14 protein-coding genes are annotated in these 17,374 nt (G+C 72.1%); 9 read left to right on the plus strand and 5 right to left on the minus strand.

All coding sequences use genetic code 11. The features are described 5' to 3' along the window. Window positions 1-49: 49 nt before the first annotated feature. The 3 genes from DB32_RS28625 to DB32_RS28635 all read left to right on the plus strand — a co-directional run bounded on the left by DB32_RS28625 (window position 50) and on the right by DB32_RS28635 (window position 5,353). Window positions 50-2,491: a 3-hydroxyacyl-CoA dehydrogenase/enoyl-CoA hydratase family protein gene (locus tag DB32_RS28625; protein WP_053235816.1), complete on the plus strand. Its 2,442-nt coding sequence runs from the start codon at window positions 50-52 to the stop codon at window positions 2,489-2,491. Window positions 2,492-3,245: 754 nt separating this feature from the next. Continuing rightward, window positions 3,246-4,514 (plus strand): MopE-related protein, encoded by a 1,269-nt coding sequence (locus DB32_RS45750; RefSeq protein ID WP_169791592.1) that lies wholly within the window; start codon window positions 3,246-3,248, stop codon window positions 4,512-4,514. 20 nt (window positions 4,515-4,534) lie between these two features. Further along, a complete protein-coding gene (locus tag DB32_RS28635; protein ID WP_053235818.1) occupies window positions 4,535-5,353 on the plus strand; it encodes an AraC family transcriptional regulator in 819 nt (272 codons plus the stop codon). A gap of 9 nt (window positions 5,354-5,362) precedes the next feature. Here the strand turns inward: DB32_RS28635 and DB32_RS28640 are convergent, their stop codons facing one another. Both DB32_RS28640 and DB32_RS28645 read right to left on the minus strand, forming a co-directional pair. Continuing rightward, window positions 5,363-6,523, minus strand: coding sequence for a hypothetical protein (locus tag DB32_RS28640; protein WP_157069504.1), 1,161 nt, complete (start codon window positions 6,521-6,523; stop codon window positions 5,363-5,365). 88 nt (window positions 6,524-6,611) lie between these two features. Then, window positions 6,612-7,247 (minus strand): hypothetical protein, encoded by a 636-nt coding sequence (locus tag DB32_RS28645; protein WP_053235820.1) that lies wholly within the window; start codon window positions 7,245-7,247, stop codon window positions 6,612-6,614. A gap of 87 nt (window positions 7,248-7,334) precedes the next feature. On the opposite strand from DB32_RS28645, the gene DB32_RS28650 reads away from it, so the two are divergent. Then, entirely contained in the window at window positions 7,335-8,240 is a 906-nt protein-coding gene (locus DB32_RS28650; protein ID WP_083457888.1) for a LysR family transcriptional regulator, read from the plus strand. A 16-nt stretch (window positions 8,241-8,256) separates the two neighbouring features. Here the strand turns inward: DB32_RS28650 and trxC are convergent, their stop codons facing one another. Further along, window positions 8,257-8,676 (minus strand): thioredoxin TrxC, encoded by a 420-nt coding sequence (gene trxC / locus DB32_RS28655; RefSeq protein WP_053235822.1) that lies wholly within the window; start codon window positions 8,674-8,676, stop codon window positions 8,257-8,259. Window positions 8,677-8,771: 95 nt separating this feature from the next. Between trxC and DB32_RS28660 the strand changes: the two genes are divergently transcribed. The 5 genes from DB32_RS28660 to DB32_RS28680 all read left to right on the plus strand — a co-directional run bounded on the left by DB32_RS28660 (window position 8,772) and on the right by DB32_RS28680 (window position 14,548). Then, window positions 8,772-9,506, plus strand: coding sequence for a tetratricopeptide repeat protein (locus tag DB32_RS28660; protein ID WP_053235823.1), 735 nt, complete (start codon window positions 8,772-8,774; stop codon window positions 9,504-9,506). 53 nt (window positions 9,507-9,559) lie between these two features. Beyond that, window positions 9,560-11,155: a trypsin-like peptidase domain-containing protein gene (locus DB32_RS28665; protein WP_053235824.1), complete on the plus strand. Its 1,596-nt coding sequence runs from the start codon at window positions 9,560-9,562 to the stop codon at window positions 11,153-11,155. A gap of 111 nt (window positions 11,156-11,266) precedes the next feature. Beyond that, a complete protein-coding gene (locus DB32_RS28670) occupies window positions 11,267-12,433 on the plus strand; it encodes a thiolase family protein (RefSeq protein ID WP_053235825.1) in 1,167 nt (388 codons plus the stop codon). Window positions 12,434-12,670: 237 nt separating this feature from the next. Further along, on the plus strand, window positions 12,671-13,894 hold the full coding sequence (locus DB32_RS28675) for a metallophosphoesterase (RefSeq protein ID WP_169791593.1): 1,224 nt from the start codon (window positions 12,671-12,673) through the stop codon (window positions 13,892-13,894). A gap of 21 nt (window positions 13,895-13,915) precedes the next feature. Then, window positions 13,916-14,548: a hypothetical protein gene (locus DB32_RS28680; RefSeq protein ID WP_053235827.1), complete on the plus strand. Its 633-nt coding sequence runs from the start codon at window positions 13,916-13,918 to the stop codon at window positions 14,546-14,548. Here DB32_RS28680 and DB32_RS28685 read toward each other — a convergent pair. Further along, window positions 14,526-16,643: a TonB-dependent receptor domain-containing protein gene (locus tag DB32_RS28685; RefSeq protein ID WP_053235828.1), complete on the minus strand. Its 2,118-nt coding sequence runs from the start codon at window positions 16,641-16,643 to the stop codon at window positions 14,526-14,528. The two genes, DB32_RS28680 and DB32_RS28685, sit on opposite strands and share 23 nt — an antisense overlap. Next, window positions 16,627-17,373, minus strand: coding sequence for an SDR family oxidoreductase (locus tag DB32_RS28690; protein ID WP_240481264.1), 747 nt, complete (start codon window positions 17,371-17,373; stop codon window positions 16,627-16,629). Before DB32_RS28690 ends, DB32_RS28685 begins: the two co-directional genes overlap by 17 nt. Window position 17,374 lies beyond the last annotated feature (1 nt).

Genomic DNA, 17,374 nt, shown 5'->3' on the forward strand with positions numbered 1-17,374 from the left:
CTGCTTCGCGGGCTCATCGCCGCGAAGCTCTTCGAGGAGGTCACGGACGATGGCGAAGGCGATCCGGCGGGTTGCGGTGCTCGGCTCCGGCGTGATGGGGAGCGGCATCGCGGCGCACATGGCGAACGCGGGGCTCGAGGTGCTGCTGCTCGACATCGTGCCGAAGGACACGCCCAAGGACGCGCCCAAGGCGAAGCGCGACGCGATCCCCGCGGGCGCCCTCGCCGCGACCCTCAAGGCGCGGCCCGCCGCGTTCTTCCACCCCTCGAGCGCGAAGCTCGTCAGCGTCGGCAACCTCGAGGACGACCTCGAGAAGGCCGGTCAGTGCGACCTGATCGTCGAGGCGATCATCGAGCGCCTCGACATCAAGCGCGCGCTCTTCGAGCGCCTCGAGAAGGTCGTCCAGCCGCACACGATCGTGGCGTCGAACACGTCGGGCCTGCGGATCCACGACATGGTCGAAGGGCGCAGCCAGCAGTTCAAGAAGAACTTCCTGGTCATGCACTTCTTCAACCCGGTCCGCTACATGAAGCTCCTCGAGCTCGTGGCGGGCCCGGAGACCGATCCCGCGTCGATGGAGCGCATCGCGCGCTTCGGACGCGACGTGCTCGGCAAGGGCATCGTCGTCGGCAAGGACACGCCGAACTTCGTGGGCAACCGCATCGGCGTGCACAGCATGATGACGACGATCCACCTCATGCTCGAGGAAGGCCTCAAGCCCGAGGACGTCGACAACATCACGGGCAGCCCGATGGGCCACCCGCGCAGCGCGTCGTTCGGCACCGCGGATCTCGTCGGCCTCGACACGTTCGTCCACGTCGCCGACAACTGCTTCAAGGCGCTGCCGGAGGACGAAGAGCGCAAGGTCTTCGAGGTCCCCGGCTTCATCCGCCAGATGGTCGAGAAGAAGCTCCTCGGCAACAAGACGAAGGCCGGCTTCTACCGCCGCGGCAAGAGCAAGGCGGAGAGCGAGGCGATCGACCCCGCGACGACCGAGTACCGCCTCAAGGGCGGCGACGAGGAGATCGCGAAGGCGACGAAGAAGATCTCGAAGATCGAGGACCCGAAGGAGCGCGTGCGCGCGCTCGTCGCGGACCAGGGCAAGGCGGGTCAGTTCGCGTGGAAGGTGCTCTCGCGCGCGCTCGCGTACTCGGCGCGCCGCATCGGCGAGATCACGGACGACGTGGTCGCGATCGATGACTCGATGCGCTGGGGATACAACTGGGAGCTCGGCCCCTTCGAGACGTGGGATGCGCTCGGCTTCGTCGAGACGACCGACCGCATGGTGAAGGACGGCGTCGCGCTGCCGAAGTCGATCCTCGACATGAAGGCGAAGGGCGCGAAGGGCTTCTACCGCGAGGACGGCGCGGTGTGGGATCTCGCGAAGGGCCACTACGTAGAGCGCGCGAAGGATCCGCGCGAGGTCACCCTCGCGGAGCTGCGCGGGCGCGCAGCGAGCGGCGGCGCGGCGAGCGTCGGAGGCGGCTACCGCGACGCCGCGAAGCCGCAGCCGAAGGCGGCCTCGCCCGTGCTGCAGAACGCGGGCGCGGAGGCGTGGGACCTCGGTGACGGCGTGCTCGGCGTCACGTTCAAGACGAAGGCGAACAGCATCGATCCCGACGTGATCTCGATGCTGCACGAGGCGTCGGCGAAGGCGGAGGAGAGCTTCCGCGCGATGGTGATCGTCAACCAGGGCGAGCACTTCTGCGTCGGCGCGAACCTCTTCGGCGTCGTGATGGCCGCGCAGCAGGGCGCGTGGGACCAGCTGCGCACGATGGTGAAGGGCTACCAGCAGGCGACGCAGCGCATGAAGTACGCGGCGGTGCCGGTGGTCGCGGCGCCCTACGGCATGACGCTCGGCGGTGGTCTCGAGCTCTGCTTCGGGTGCGACGCGGTGCAGGCGGCGGCGGAGACCTATGCGGGCCTCGTCGAGGTCGGCGTGGGCCTGCTGCCGGGCGGCGCGGGCAACCTGAACATGCTGTGGCGCGCGCTCGACGGCGTCGTGCAGGGCGCGAACGTCGACACCTACGCGATCGTCACGCAGGTGTTCAAGAACATCGCGCTCGCGAGCGTCGCGACGAGCGCGGTCGAGGCGCAGCAGTTCGGCTACTTCCGCAAGACGGATGGCGTGTCGTTCGATCGTGCGCGCCAGGTGCACGAGGCGAAGCAGCGCGCGATCGGGCTCGCGGAGAGCGGCTACCACGCGCCGACGCCGCGCGCGTACGTGCTGCCCGGCGAGAACGGCATCGCGACGCTGCGCATGATGGTCGACACGCTGGTCGCGGGCGGCCACGCGAGCGAGCACGACGCGAAGATCGCGACGAAGGTCGCGGAGGTGCTCTGCGGCGGCGCGGCGGGTCACACCCACGAGGTCACGGAGCAGGAGATCCTGGACCTCGAGTGCGAGGCGTTCCTCAGCCTCTGCGGCGAGCCGAAGAGCCAGGAGCGCATGCAGTACATGCTCATGAACAACAAGCCGCTGCGTAACTGAGTCGGCGGGAGGGGTCTTGGAAGACCCCTCCCCCCGTCCGGCGAAGCCGGACGGGTCCCCCCACCCCAAACGCTGCGCGCGGGGCCCCAGCCCCGCTTGCTCTCCGACGGTGGCGGTGGATCGAGCGGAACGTCTCGGCCGCGGGGCTCGAGAGCGCGATACCGCGCGGGTGAGAGACGGATCCACGCAACGAGGGCGGTACGTCCGCACGGGTCTCGGCGAGCATCGCCGGCCCGGCGGGCTGCCGCCCTCGGCATTTCTGGGCGCGAATCGCGGCTCGCGACCACGATCCCCTCGGTCGCGCCGAAGATCCCCACATCGCGCAGCGCGCTCCCTCGTCGCGCGCATCGGATCCCCGGCTGGCGCGACGCGATCCCTCGCTGCGAAATTTCGATCCCTCGGCTCGATCCGTCGATCCCCGGCGCGCGCACGACGATCCCCGGCGCGCCCGCCGCGATCCCCGATGCGCGCGGCGCGATCCCCAGCGCGAGAGCGTCGATCCCCGCGAGGGATCGCGCGCTCCGAAGGCCGCGCCGAGTCACGCGCGCGAGGGACCGAATTCTCGCAGCGAGGGACCGAATTCTCGCAGCGAGAAACTCGATTCCCGCAGCGAGGGACCTCGTCCGCGGGCCCTGGCAAGACGGGAACCCCCTGCAGCGGCTCGGGGCTTCTCCCGACTTCGCGGAGCGAGGGCTCGTGTAGCGATCGAGCCATGCTGCATCTCCGCTCGTTCGCTCGTCGATGCTCGCTCGCGTTGCTCCTCCTCTCCTCCTCCGCCTGCGAAGAGAACGTCGCGCCAGACGTCGACGCAGCGCGCTCCGATGCCGGCGTCCCGCTCGACGCGCCCGCGCGCGACGACGCGAGCGACGACCCCGACGCGCGCACGCTCGCGTGCACGCCGGGCGCGGTCGAGACCTGCTACGAGGGCCCCTCGGGCACGCGCGACGTCGGCGCCTGCGTCGCCGGCACGCACACCTGCGCGATCGACGGCAGCGGCTTCGGCGCGTGCACCGGACAGACGCTGCCGCGCGCCGAGGACTGCGCCACCGCGATCGACGACGACTGCGACGGCACCGTCAACGAGAGCGAGGCGGGCTGCGTGTGCACGCCCGGCACGTCGACTTCCTGTTACGGCGGGCCCGCGGGCAGCGCGGGCGTCGGCATCTGCGTCGCGGGCACGCGCGCGTGCGCGGCCGATGGTCGCTCGTACGTCGACGCATGCGTCGGAGAGGTGCGGCCCTCGAGCGAGACCTGCGCGAACGACGCCGACGACGACTGTGACGGCGCGGTCAACGAAGAGGGCGAGGGCTGCGCATGTCAGCCCGGCACCACGCGCGCTTGCTACGCCGGGCCTGCGGGCACCGAAGGTGTCGCCGCGTGCGCGGCGGGCGAGCAGGCGTGCCTGTCCGACGGCACCGGCTACGGCGACTGCGTCGGCGACGTGCTGCCAGAGCCCGAGACCTGCGCGAACGCGGTCGACGACGACTGCGACGGCGCGATCAACGAAGACGGCGACGGCTGCGCCTGCGCGCCGGGCTCGACGAGCGGTTGTTACACCGGACCTCCGGGCACCCAGGGCGTCGGCGTGTGCAGCGCGGGGACCCAGACGTGCGACGCGCTCGGCACCGCGTACGGCGCGTGCGTCGGCGAGACGCTGCCCGCGCCGAGCGAGACCTGCGGCGACGGCGTCGACGACGACTGCGACGGCACGCCCGACGACGGCTGCGCCGTGCGCTACGCGACGATCCAGGGTATGCTCGAGTCGCTCTGCGGCCCGTGCCACACGACGGGCAGCGCGTCCGCGCTGAACGTGCGCGACTACGCGTCGACGCAGATCGCCGCGGGCAGCTGCGCGGGCATGACGCAGGGCGCGTGCATGCTGGTGCGCATCCAGAACGGCACGATGCCGCGCGGCGGCGTGTGCACCGGCGATCCCACGCTCGACGTCGGACGCCCCGCGTGCCTCGACGCCGACGATCATGCGGCGCTCCAGGCGTGGATCACGGGCGGGCAGCTGCCCTGATCCGCGCGTAACCTCGTCGCGTGGCTCCGACGCGACCTCGCGGAATCCTGCGGCCCGGTGCGGGCGCTGCGCGCTTCGATCACGAGCGGCGCGCGCCCGCGCCCGAGCTCGCGTCGATCGTCGAGCACTACTGGAGCGTGCGCTGGGATCTCGACGAGCCCTACGTCTCCGAGGTGCTCGCGCATCCTTCGGTGCACTTCTCGATCGAGCGCAGCCGCGAGCACGAGGAAGGCGACGCGCGGGTGCGCGGCGTGGTGCTCGGGCGCTTCTCGCGCACGCTCGAGGGACGCGGCGAGGTGTTCGGGATCAAGCTGCGACCGGGCGCGTTCGCGCCGTTCGTCACGTACCCGGTCTCGCGCATCACGGGGCGCGCGATCCCGCTGCGCGAGGTCCTCGGCGACGACGCCGAGACGCTGCGGGCGCGCGTGCTCGCGACCGACGATCTCGACGCGCGCGCCGCGATCGCCGACGAGGTGCTGCTGCGCCACCGGCCCGAGCCCGATCCGCAGGTCGACGCGGTGGGGCGCGCGATCGAGCTCGTGCAGCGCGAGCGCGAGATCCTGCGCGTCGAGCACATGGCGGCGCGCCTCGCGACCACGCCGCGCACGCTGCAGCGCCTCTTCGACCGTTACGTCGGCGTCAGCCCGAAGTGGGTCATCCAGCGCTATCGGCTGCACGAGGCGACCGATCGGCTCGCGGCCGGCGAGGCGCAGGACTGGGCGCGCCTCGCGTTCGATCTCGGGTACTTCGATCAGTCGCACTTCATCCGCGACTTCAAGGCGCTGATCGGCACCACGCCCGCGGAGTACGCGGCGCGCTGCGCGGCCGATCGCCGCTGATCCGGCGGCTCAGAGATCGGCGAGCGCGCCCGCGTAGCGCTCGCCCGTGGCGGTCGTGACGAACCAGTGCGTGGAGGCGGCCAGCTCGGACGGGTGCGGTGCCACGCGGATCGTGTCCTCGGTCCACTCGAGCGGCGGGACGACGAAGCGATGGCGACACGCGTCCCACTCGGGCGCGTCGCAGAGCTCGACGCGCGCCTGCGCGTGCTCGCCGAGCGCGAGGTAGAGATCGGCGAAGTACGCCTGCGTGCCCTCGTGCGTGTCGTCGTCGTTTCCGATCCACGCCGGGAAGTAGAGGCGGTCGAAGCCCGCGACCGGCGTGTCCTCGCGGATCAGCGTGTCGCGCCAGCTGCGGACCGTCGTGCCGGTGCGAGGCGTGGTGATCGCGAACACCACGTCGCCGGGCTCGCTGCGCGGATCGCCCTCGGCGATGTGAGAGCACGTGACGACGTTCCAGTCGTCCCAGTCCCACACCATCGCGATGCCGGGGCCCCACCAGGTGTGCGCGGACTGGTTGCCGATGAGGTGCAGCCCGCCGCTCACCGCAGTGGGCACGACGAGATCCGAGCCGGCGCCGCTGCCGACGCCGCCCTGGTTGAACCACGCGATCTTCCAGTTGCTCCGCGCCCCCGGCGTGCGCGGCGCCGCCGCGCCCGGGAAGTGCGCGTCCGGCGGGATGGTCACGCGGTAGCTGATGAAGAACGAGGGCGTCGCGTCGAAGCGCATCACCACGCCTCGCATGTTCTGGTCGGCGCCGTCGGGCGAGCGCATCTCCATCACGCGGCGGCCGGCGTGCGTGACGTAGCGAGGCCATCCGACGCCGCCTGCGGTCATCCCCGCGATCGAGCCGGCGTACGCGCCGATCTCGGGATCGAGGCTCGTGAGCTCGGCGCCGTCCGTTCCTTCGCGCATCGAGTGATAGAGGAACACCTCGGGCCCGACGCCGAAGTCGTGGCCCGTGAGCGTGAGGATCGTGGGCCCGGCATCGCTCGCTATCGCGGCGTCGCTTTCCGCCGCGTCGCGTGTCCCGGTGTCGACGAGCGCCGAGTCGGGCATCGAAGCGTCGATGCGCGCGGCGTCGACGGGCAGCGCCGCATCGAGCTCGGCCGAAGTCGGCGCGCAGCCCGCGAGCGCGAGCAGGATCGAAGACGCGAGCGCGAACGTTCTCATGGGCACGATCGTCTCCTGAGGGAGGTTCTCAGCCATCGCGTGTCGCCAACGGTCGCAAGGTGGCGCGAACTGTCGAGAGCGCGCTGGGTCAGCGCGGCGCACGCACCGTGGGCGGCTCGTCGAAGCGCGCGCTCGCGAACAGCTGCGCGCGCTCGTCGATGCGCACCCACTCCTGATCGCCCTCGGCGCCGGCGCGCACGAGGCGCACCGTCTCGTCGAGCGCGCCCTCGGCGTAGCGATAGCGCTGCTCGATCACGTACGTGTCGAACGGCGCCATGCTCGAGACGTTCGCGCGCATGCGCAGCGTCGCGGCCTCGAAGCGAGGGTCCGCGCGGCCGGCCCCATCGCCGAGCGTCGACTCGATCGCGAGCGGGAGCGCGTCGCCGCCCTCGTCGTGCGCCGGGAGGAGCACGGTGAAGTGGAGCGTCTGGTCGCGCGGCCCGGCCGATCCGTCGTAGTCGGGGTGTCGCCGATGCATCTCCTTCGTCGACTCCCACCGATCGCCGTAGCGTCGCTGCACGACGGTGAGCTCGTAGTCGTGCTCCGGCCGGCGCTGCCACACGCCGTCCTCGAGCCGATGCGCCTCGCCGGTGCCGTGCCAGACGAGCGTGAGGTCGGCCGTCGGGAACGGGTCGCGACGCAGCGGAAGCGGCCTTCCGGCCGAGCCGCAGGCGCTGACGATGACGACGAGGACGAGCGAGGCGAGCGAGCGACGAGCGTGCATGAGGACCTCCGTCGGCCACCCGACGGCAGCCGCCAGCGTGCTCTAGCGTCGATTCGTTGAACCGATGAGCGCGTAAAATGCGCGCTCATGGACGACAATTTCGAACATGGCCGGTTCGCGCGCGCGACGTTGGACCAGTGGGCGATGTTCGTCGCGGTCTGCGAGCGAGGGAGCGTCCACGCGGCCGCGCGCGCGCTCGGCCGGAGCCACTCGGCGCTCAGCCACGCGCTCGGCGTGCTCCAGGACGCGGTGGGGCAGCCGCTCGTCGCGCTCGAGGGGCGGCGCCTCGTGCCGACCGAGGCGGGCGCGATCGTCGCGCATCGTGCCCGCGCGCTGCTCGAGGACGCGCACTCGCTGGAGGCGCTCGCGCAGACGATCGCGCTCGGCTGGGAAGCCGAGCTGCGCGTCGCGATCGACGGCGTGGTCCCGCGCGCGTGGGTCGCGCGGGCGCTCGAGGCGATGCAGTCGGTGTCGCGGAGCACGCGCGTGCGCGTCGAGCACCAGCTCCGCACCGGCGCGGAGCACGCCGCGCGCGACACGAGCGTCGACGTCGCGGTCACGACGGTGCTGCCCGACGGAGCCGACCCCGATCCCATCGGCATCGTCCGCTTCGCGCCGGTGGTCGGAGCGGCGCACCCGCTCGCGTCTCGCCGACCGAAGCGCGGCGAGGTCGAGCGCATGCTGCAGATCGTGCTCGCCGACACCGGGCCCGCGCCCGAGCGCGCGCCGCGCGGGTGGTTGCGCGGTCAGCGCCGCTGGACGGTGCCCGACGTCGGTACGGCGAAGGCGCTGCTCGCGGGCGGTCGCGCGTTCGCGATCCTCCCGCGCGACGACGTCGCGGACGAGCTCGCGCGCGGCGCGCTGTCGCGGCTCGCGCCTGCCGCGCGCGACTTCGCGGTGCAGGCGCACGTGGTGCTCCCGAAGCGCGAGCGCAGCGGTCCCGCGGCACGCGCGCTCGCGGACGCGCTGCGCGCCTCGGCGACGTCGGAGTGACCCGCGACGCCGCGGATCACACGCCGACGGCGAGCGCGATCTGCTCGGCGGGCATCGCGCCGCTGGCGCGCTTCTCCTCGCGCCCCGCGCGGAAGAGGATCATCGTCGGGATGCTACGGATTCCGTAGCGCGCCGCGACCTCGGGCACCGCCTCGGTGTCGAGCTTCGCGACGACCACGCGACCGGCGCGGCTGCGCGCGAGCTTCTCGAGCTCGGGCGCGACCACGCGGCAGGGGCCGCACCACGCGGCCCAGAAGTCGACGAGCACCGGGATCGGCGAGCTGCTGACGAGCTCGTCGAAGTCCTCCGCGCTGCCGACCTCGACCGGCGTGGTCATCGCGATCGGCGTCTTGCACCGACCGCACTTCGGATGATCCGAGACGCGCGTCGCAGGCACGCGATTCCGAGCACCGCACGCAGGACAATCGACGATCATCGGCCCGACCTCCGCTGCGATCGGACAAGTAGCCACGGGAGACGCCGAGAGCACGCCGGCGTGCTCGGACGCGGACGGCGTGCCAGCACTCGCGCGTGTCACGCGCCGCCGCGTTCTTGGTGTTCGCGCTCGCTTGCGTCCCTGCGCTCGCAGCGGCGCAGACCGACGAGGCGCTCGACGAGGCACGCGCGGCGCTGCGCGAGGGCGATCACGAGCTCGCGATCGACGTGCTCGAGGAGGCGCGCGCGACCTCGGGGGATCCCGCGCTGCGCTACGAGCTCTACCTCGCGCACCACCAGGCCGGCCAGCACGCGCAGGCCGCGTCGCACCTCGAGGCCTACCTCGCGAGCGACGCGGCGATCGACGACGACGAGCGCGCTCGGCTGGAGGGTCACCTCGCCGATCTGCGCGCGCTCGACGCGCCGCGTCCCTCGGGCGATCCCCTCGACGATCCCGCGGTGCCGATCATCGGGTGGACGCTGTTCACCGGCGGGATCCTCGGGCTGATCACGTTCGCGGTCGGCGGGGTCGTCGCGTTCACGATCGAGAACGGCGCGTCGCCGAGGTGCCGCGACGAGGGCGCGTGCGCGCCCGGCGAGCTCGCGGGCGTCGACGAGGCGTGGACCGCGGCGTGGATCGGCCTCGCGAGCGGGGTCGTGCTCGGCGCGGTGGGCGGCGTGCTGCTCGTGCTCGCGGGAGAGCGACAGCGCGGCGGAAGCCGGAGCCTGCCGCCGGATCTCGATCCCAGCTTGCAGCGTCCCTTCTCGCTCGCGCCGTGGGTCGATCCGGCGCGCGGCGCGGGGGGCGTGGGCGCGCGCGTCGTGTTCTGAAAATTCCTGAGCCGGTCACGGAAGCGAACCGGCACTGCCAAGCGGAGAAGACCATGCGACTCGCCCTGCTCCGCCCAGCCTTCGCTTCCATCCTCGGCGCGCTCGCGCTCGTCGCGTGCGGCGACGACGATGCTGCCGATCCCATCGACGGCGGTGCCGTCGACGCCCGCGTCCCGCTCGACGCGTACGTGCCACCCGACGCGCACGTCGCGCCCGATGCGTACGTCGAGCCCGATGCGCACGTCGAGCCCGACGCGAGCGTGCCGCGCTCCGAGGTCCTGCACGACGCCGACGGCGCGAACGCGCGCTATCGCGGCATCGGACGCGCGCGCGTCCCCTCGTCGTGCACCGCGACCCTGCTCGACGTCGGCGGCGACGACGACGCGCCGGCCTACGCGCTCACCGCGGGGCACTGCACGCTGTGGTGGGAGAACGACGAGTCGTTCGAGGGTCGCGTGCTCGACGAGCCGGGCGAGGTCGTGTTCCGCTTCTTCACCGACACCGTCGACGCGCAGCACGCGGTCGCCGTCGAGGTCGCGGCGTTCTCGAGCATGCGCGGCACCGATCTCGCGGTGCTCGAGCTCGACACGACGGTGGGCGCGCTGCGCACCGCGGGCATCGAGGGCATCGCGCTCGCGACCGCCCTGCCCGCGACCGGCGCGGCGATCACGAACGTCGGCGCGCCGCTCGCGACCGGCGACGACCCCGAGGAGCACCTGCGCCTCGGGCGCTGCACGCTGGGGGAGCGCGTCTCGCTCGTCGAGTTCGAGTGGCTGTGGCCCGACGCGGTCGCCAACGACTGCCCCGAGATCCGCACCGGCAGCTCGGGCTCGCCGCTGCTCGACGCGTCGGGCGCGATCTTCGCGGTGATCAACACGACGGGCGAAGAGCGGCCGCACGCGATCTGTCACCTCGGTCGCCCGTGCGAGCTCGAGGCGAGCGGCCCCGCGACGTACGACGGAGTCAGCTACGCGATCCCGGTCGCGGGCCTGTCGGCGTGCTTCGTCGACGGCGCGATCGATCTCGCGGCGACGGGCTGTCCGCTCGCGTCGGGCGCGGTGATCGACTCGGCGCGCGAGACCGCGCGCTACCAGCGGCCGAGCGAGACCAACACGACGATCCGCGTGACGCTCACCGCGAGCGAGGGCTTCACGCACTACCGCGCGAAGGCCGGCCCCGCGCAGAGCACCGACTGCCGCGACGAGGCGGGCTACGGCGCGGCGCTCGCGATCGACGCGGCGCCGACGTTCGAGGCCCCGCTGCCGACCGCCGACGGGCTCACCGTCGTGTGTGTGCGCGGCGGTCCCGCGGCGGACGCGATCCAGCCCGCGACCCACGCGGTCGCGTGGGTCACGGCGAGCGACTCCACGCCGCCCGCGCTGCCGCTGCCGGTGCGCCACGATCCGCCGGAGGCCGACAGCGTGCGGTTCTGGGTCGACGTCGAGAACCCGACGTACGCCGGCTACGATCGAAAATCGGGCCCGGCGGCGACCACCGACTGCGACGACCCCGAGGGCTACCAGTTCGTCAACGTGCGCTTCGGGCAGTTCACGGTCACGTCCGAAGGTGGTCCCACGCGCGTGTGCGTGGTGGCCTCCGACTGGGCCGACAACGTCAGCGAGCCGATGGAGTGGGTGTTCTTCGAGTGACCCGCTCGCGCCTCGGGGAAGAGCGCCGGAGCGGGCGATGACGCATTGCGTCGCCGCGCTGACGCAGCGCGTTTTCTGCACTACAGTCCCGGCTCACACGAGGTGGAACGCATGGCGAACGTGGTGATCGCGGAGGCAGTTCGGTCGGCGGTGGGGCGCGCGCACAAGGGCTCGCTCGCCAATCGACGCCCGGACGAGTTCGCGGCCGAGGTGATCAAGGGCCTGCTCGCGCGCGTGCCGCAGGTGAAGCCCGAGATGGTCGAGGATCTGATCCTCGGCTGCGCGATGCCGGAGGGCGAGCAGGGCCTCAACGTCGCGCGTCCGGTCGGTCTCCTCGCGGGCCTTCCCGAGGACTCGGGCGCGGTCACCATCAACCGCTTCTGCAGCTCGGGCCTCCAGGCAATCGCCATGGCCGCCGGTGAGATCCTCGTGGGCTCGGCGGACACCGTCGTCGCGGGCGGCGTCGAGTCGATGACGATGGTGCCGATGACCGGCTACAAGCTGAGCGCGTCGCCCGAGGTGATGAACAACTACCCGTCGGTCTACACGCCGATGGGCATCACCGCGGAGAACGTCGCGGCGAAGTTCGGCATCACGCGCCAGCAGCAGGACGAGTTCGCGGTCCGCAGCCAGAAGAAGGCGAGCGAGGCCGTCGAGAAGAAGCGCTTCGCCGACGAGATCGTGACGGTCCACGGCATCCGCTTCGAGAACGGCGAGCGCAAGCTCTTCGACTTCAACCGCGACGAGATGCCGCGCCCCGACACGACGGTGGAGGGCCTCGGCCAGCTCAAGCCGGCGTTCTCGGCGAAGGGTAGCGTCACGGCGGGCAACGCGTCGCCGCTGTCCGACGGCGCGGCGGCCGCGCTGGTGATGAGCGAGGCGAAGGCGAAGGAGCTCGGCGTGAAGCCGCTCGGCTACTTCCGCCACTTCGTCACGGTGGGCGTCGACCCGGCGATCATGGGCATCGGGCCGCTCCCCGCGGTGAAGAAGCTGCTCGCGAAGACGGGCCTGACGATCAAGGACATCGACCTCGTGGAGATGAACGAGGCGTTCGCGAGCCAGGCGGTGTACTGCCAGCGCGAGCTGGGCATCCCGGACGAGAAGCTGAACGTGAACGGCGGCGCGATCGCGCTCGGCCACCCGCTCGGCTGCACGGGCGCGAAGCTGACGGCGACGCTCTTCTACGAGCTCAAGAAGCGCGGCGGCCGCTACGGCATCGTCACGATGTGCATCGGCGGCGGTCAGGGCGCGGCGGGCCTCTTCGAGCTCGCTCGCTGAGCTCACGAGTCGAGGAGAGGTTCCGCTAAGGAGAGCAGGAAAGCAGGAGGGGATTCGCGAGAGGACCGATTTCGGTGGTCTTCCTTCTCCTCCTGCGCTCCTCAGAGATCTCCGACGAGACGGCCGCGAAAGCGGCCGTTCTCGTTCCGTCCTGTGGCAGAGCGTGAAGTAACGTGACGCGCTGCTGGCCGGGATTGTCGCGGAGCGCCGGAGTCCTCATGCTCGATCCCGCGCATGATGACGCGGCTGATCGTCTTCTTCGCGGTCGTCTCGGTCACGCTCACGCTGCTCATCGTGTACGTGACGCGACGCGCGAGCTGGGCCGCGCGCCTCGGCGACCGGAAGTCGCGGGTCGCCGCGGGCGCGATGACCGCGGTCGTGCTGTCGCCGTTCCTGATGCGCGCGACCGGGCTCGAGTCGCCGGACGTGGTGAAGCTCGTCGTCGCGCAGGTCGGGTTCGCGCTGGGCCTCACCGTGTTGATCTCCGCGGGGCTGCTGCTGCCCTTCGATCTGCTCGGCGCGATCGCGCGGCGCATCACGCGATGGCGCGCGAAGCCCGACGAGACGAAGGCGGCCGAGCCCGCGGCGGTGGAGACTCCGCCGTCGCCCACGATCACGCGGCGCGAGATGCTGTCGCGCGCGTACGTCGCGGGCGCGGTCGGCGTCGGCGCGAGCACCGCGATCTACGGCGTCGCCTTCGGGCGGCGCGACTACGTCGTCGAGCAGGTGCCGATCCCGCTGCGGGGCCTGCCGCGCACGCTCGACGGCTACACGATCGTGCAGCTCAGCGACGTGCACGTCGGCACGTTCATCGGCGAGCGCGAGCTCGCGGCGGCGATCGATCTCGTGCGCGGCGCGCGCCCCGATCTCGTGGTGATGACGGGCGATCTCGTCGATCACGATCCGCGCTACGCCGACCTGCTCGGTCGGTTCGCGCGGCGGCTCGGAGAGCTCGGCGCGCGCGACGGCGTCGTCGCGATCCCCGGCAACCACGACTACTACGCGGGCATCGACGACGTGCTCGGCTCGCTGCGCGCGGCAGGCACGCGCGTGCTGCGCAACGACGCGATCACGATCGGGGATCGCGGTGGGCGCTTCGCGCTGCTCGGCGTCGACGACGTGTGGGCGCCGCGCAACGGGTTCGGTCGCGGCGCGGATCTGCCCGCGACGATCGCGCGCGCGGAGCGCGACGCGCCGCGCGTGTTGCTCTGTCACAACCCGGAGTTCTTCCCCGAGGCCGCGCCGCACGTGGACCTGCAGCTCAGCGGGCACACCCACGGCGGTCAGGTGAACTTCGTCGTGCGCCCCGCCGACCTCGTGCTGCCCCACGGCTACATCGCGGGCCACTACGTGCGCGACGGCGCGCAGATCTACGTGAACCGCGGGTTCGGCACCGCGGGCCCGCCCGCGCGCGTGGGCGCGCCGCCCGAGGTCTCGCGCATCGTGCTCACGAGCGCGTGATCGACGTACCATCGCGCCTCGATGGATCCGGGGCTCGTGATCGTCGTGGCGGTGCTCGGCATCGTCGCGCTGATGGGCGTCGCCGCGTGGCGGATGCGCCGCGTCGCGCGGGCGCGCCTCGACGCGCTGCGGAGCGCGCCGCGCATCGAGATCGAGATCATCTCGCAGCTTCGCGCCGGGGCGATCGCGGGCGTCGCGAGCCTCGTGCTGATCTTCGGGTTCTTCGTGCTCGCGCTGGCGCTCGGCGAGTGGGGCCGCTCGCACGCGCTCTGGATCGTCGTCGGGCTGATCGCGGCGACGCCGTTCTTCGTGACCGCGCCGCTCTTCGTGCTGCGCGAGTGGCAGCGCGTCGGACGTCTCGTGCTCGACGACGGGTCGCTGGTGCTCGAGCAGGGCGATGCGCGCACGGCGATCACGCTCGCCGACGAGTTCGCGCTGGGCGAGTCGGTGGTCCCGCCGGGGCAGCGCATCGAGGTCGTCGTGATCGTGCGGCAGGCGCGCTCGACGCTCGTGTTCCGCTATCCGGTGTTCCTCGGCGACGACGTGCTGGCGCCCGAAGGGACGGCATCACCGCCGATCGGCACGCTGCTCGGGCACGAGGCGCGCGCGATCCACGAGCGACTGCGCGACCTCAGTACTCGATCGAGAGCTTGAGGAACGCGGCGCGGCTCGGGCGCTGCACGCGGAAGTAGTCGTAGAGCCGCTCGTCGCTGAGGTTCGTGATCTCGACGCTCGTCGAGACGCGCGGCGGGCCGAGCACGGAGTACGTGAGCGCGACGTCGTGGCCGAGCTGCGAGGGGACGACGTCCTTGGTGTCGGGGCGGCCGTTCGACTCCCAGGCGCGCGTGAATTCGTGCACGTAGCGGGCGCGCCACTCGATCGCGAGCTCGTCGCGCGCGAAGAGGCCGCGCGCGCGGAACGAGGCACCGAAGTTCGCGAACAGCCAGGGGCGATACGGGATGCGATCGCCGCGCGTCGATGCGAACGTGCCCTCGTAGCTCGTGTTGCGATCGTCGAGGTACGTGAGGTTCGCCGAGAGCGAGACCCACTCGCCCGGGCTCACCCACGCCACGCTCCCCTCGCCTCCGATCGCGAGCGCTCGATAGACGTTCTGGTGCGAGAACGAGAGGTGATCGCCGAGCAGGACGATCATGTTCTCTCGCGCGCGGACGAGGCCCGCGACGCTCGCGCGGAGCGCACCGATCGGCGTGTCGTCGAGATCGATGGCGACCTCGAGCGTCGCGTTGTGGCTGCGCTCGGGCGCGAGCCCGAGGTTCGCGACGATGAGCACTCCGTCGCCGAAGATCTCGTCGGGCTCGGGCAGGCGTGTCGCGTGCTCGTAGCTCGCGCGCACGAAGAGCCACTCGAGCGGTGCGACGCGCAGCCCTTCGCCGACACCGATCTCGTGCGCCTCGCGCCGTCGCAGCACGTACGACGCGTCGGTGAGGATCTCCTCGGCGGACGCGAAGAAGACGTAGTCCTTCACGAAGATCTGGTTCTCGAGCACGCCGCCGAAGAGCGTCATCTGGTGCTCGAGCCCCGAGATCAGCGTGAAGAGCTCGCGCTCGGCGTTCAGCGGATCGCGCCCGCCGACGCTCGACTGCTCGCGGTCGATGCCGGTGCGCGCGACGAGCTCGGGCGTCACGTCGAGCAGGAGCCGATGCTCGTCGGCAGGACGCCACATCAGGTTGAGGCGCGCTGGCAACGCGTCCTGCCAGATCGTCTGATCGAACGCGCGATTGCCGAGCTCGCCGGGCGCGGTGCGGCGACGCGGGCGCACGCGGCCGCGCCAGTCGTAGTGCGCGTCCGACGCGTCGTGGAGATCGATCGCGCGTCGCGTGTAGCCGACGTACGCGTCGAGCTCGACGTCGTCGGTGATCGCGTGCTGATAGCGCAGCAGCGCGCCGAACGAGACCTCGCCGGTCGTCGCGTCGCCGACCGGCGTGGTCGCGAGGACGTCGTGCTGGATGTCGCGATCGTGCTCGCCGACGAACGCGCGCAGGAGCAGGCGATCCGCGAACGGCGCGCCGACGAAGCCGCCTTCGAGCGCGATGCCGTACGCCTCGTACGCGCTGTGGAAGCGCTGGATGCGCGCGGGTGCGACACGACCGCGCGCGTCCTCGACCTCCACGTCCATCCACGCGTCGTTGCGCGAGCGATCGTAGTAGGCCTGCACGGCCGCGTAGAGCCGCGTCGCGTCGTCGCGATACCCCGCGCCGTGGGTGAGGCGGTACGTGCCGAACGAGCCGATCTGCAGCGACGCGCCGACGTGCGGATCGAAGTACGACGCGGCGCGCACCACGTTGATCGCACCGCCGAGCGCATCGGTGCCGAAGCGCACCGGGACCATCCCGCGATAGACCTCGATGCGCTCGACGAGCCCGACCGGCACGCCCTGCACGCCCACGCCGAGCCCCGCGAGCTCGAGCGGCACGCCGTCGAGGAACATGCGCACGCCGCTCCCACACACGCCGTGGATGCAGAGATCGACGGGCGCGCCGAGCCCTCCGGTGCGCCGCACGTTCAGCCCCTCGCTGCGCGCGAGCACTTCCGCGACGTCGGCACTGCGGTCGCGCGCCTCCTCGGTGTCGATCACGCGCACCGCGTCGCTCGACTGCGCGAGCTCCTCCGCCTCGCTCGGCGCGTGCACCACGACGTCGTCGGCGACGAGATCGTCGTCCTGCGCGTGCGCGCTCGGAGCGACGAGCAGCAGCGCGACGAACGAGACGAGCTCAGAACGTCGCGCCACCGTCGACCCGCACGTCCTGGAGCGTCACGTGCCGCGCGCGCTCGGAGAGGAGGAAGAGCGCGACCTGCGCGACGTCGTCGGGCGTCGCGACGCGGCCCAGCGGGATGCCCAGCTTGAACGCGCCGGGGCGACCGCGGACGAGCTCGCTCGGCGAGGCGCCGTCGAGCATGCGCCGCAACATCGGCGTGTCGGTCGAGCCTGGCGACACGACGTTGCAGCGGATGCCGTGCGGCGCGAGCTCGAGCGCGAGGCACTGCGTCAGCATCGTCGCGGCGGCCTTGCTCGCGCAGTACGCGCCCATGCCCACGCGCGGCGTCGATCCCGCGTTCGACGAGATCGTGACGATCGCGCCGCGCGCGCGGCGGATCATGCGGGGTGCGAGGGCGCGCGAGATCGACCAGAGCCCCTCGACGTTCACCGCGAGCGCGTCACGGAGCGCGTCGTCGGGCGCATCGCAGATCGCGCCGAGCGACAGGACGCCCGCCGCGTGCACGAGGCCGTCGATCGCGCCGAGCTCGCGCTCCGCACGCTCGACGATGTCGACGAGCGCGCGCGCATCGCGCACGTCGGCGCGGTACCTCGAGATCGCGGGGTGGTCGAAGGGCGCGCGCTCGTCCCGATCGATCGCGACGACACGCCCGCCCTCGCGCACGAGCGCGGCGGTGACCGCCGCGCCGATCCCCGACGCCGCGCCGGTGACCAGCGTGATCGCGGGCAGGCGCGCGTCCACG

The sequence above is a fragment of the Sandaracinus amylolyticus genome (assembly GCF_000737325.1).
In the GTDB taxonomy this organism is placed as follows: Bacteria; Myxococcota_A; Polyangia; order Polyangiales; family Sandaracinaceae; genus Sandaracinus; species Sandaracinus amylolyticus.

Coding starts and splice junctions, on each gene's coding strand:
- DB32_RS28640 (WP_157069504.1), bottom strand. CDS start 6,523: ATGAGAACGTTCGCGCTCGCGTCTTCGATCCTGCTCGCGCTCGCGGGC.
- trxC (WP_053235822.1), bottom strand. CDS start 8,676: ATGATCGTCGATTGTCCTGCGTGCGGTGCTCGGAATCGCGTGCCTGCG.
- DB32_RS28650 (WP_083457888.1), top strand. CDS start 7,335: ATGGACGACAATTTCGAACATGGCCGGTTCGCGCGCGCGACGTTGGAC.
- DB32_RS28625 (WP_053235816.1), top strand. CDS start 50: ATGGCGAAGGCGATCCGGCGGGTTGCGGTGCTCGGCTCCGGCGTGATG.
- DB32_RS28645 (WP_053235820.1), bottom strand. CDS start 7,247: ATGCACGCTCGTCGCTCGCTCGCCTCGCTCGTCCTCGTCGTCATCGTC.
- DB32_RS28670 (WP_053235825.1), top strand. CDS start 11,267: ATGGCGAACGTGGTGATCGCGGAGGCAGTTCGGTCGGCGGTGGGGCGC.
- DB32_RS28675 (WP_169791593.1), top strand. CDS start 12,671: ATGACGCGGCTGATCGTCTTCTTCGCGGTCGTCTCGGTCACGCTCACG.
- DB32_RS28665 (WP_053235824.1), top strand. CDS start 9,560: ATGCGACTCGCCCTGCTCCGCCCAGCCTTCGCTTCCATCCTCGGCGCG.
- DB32_RS28680 (WP_053235827.1), top strand. CDS start 13,916: ATGGATCCGGGGCTCGTGATCGTCGTGGCGGTGCTCGGCATCGTCGCG.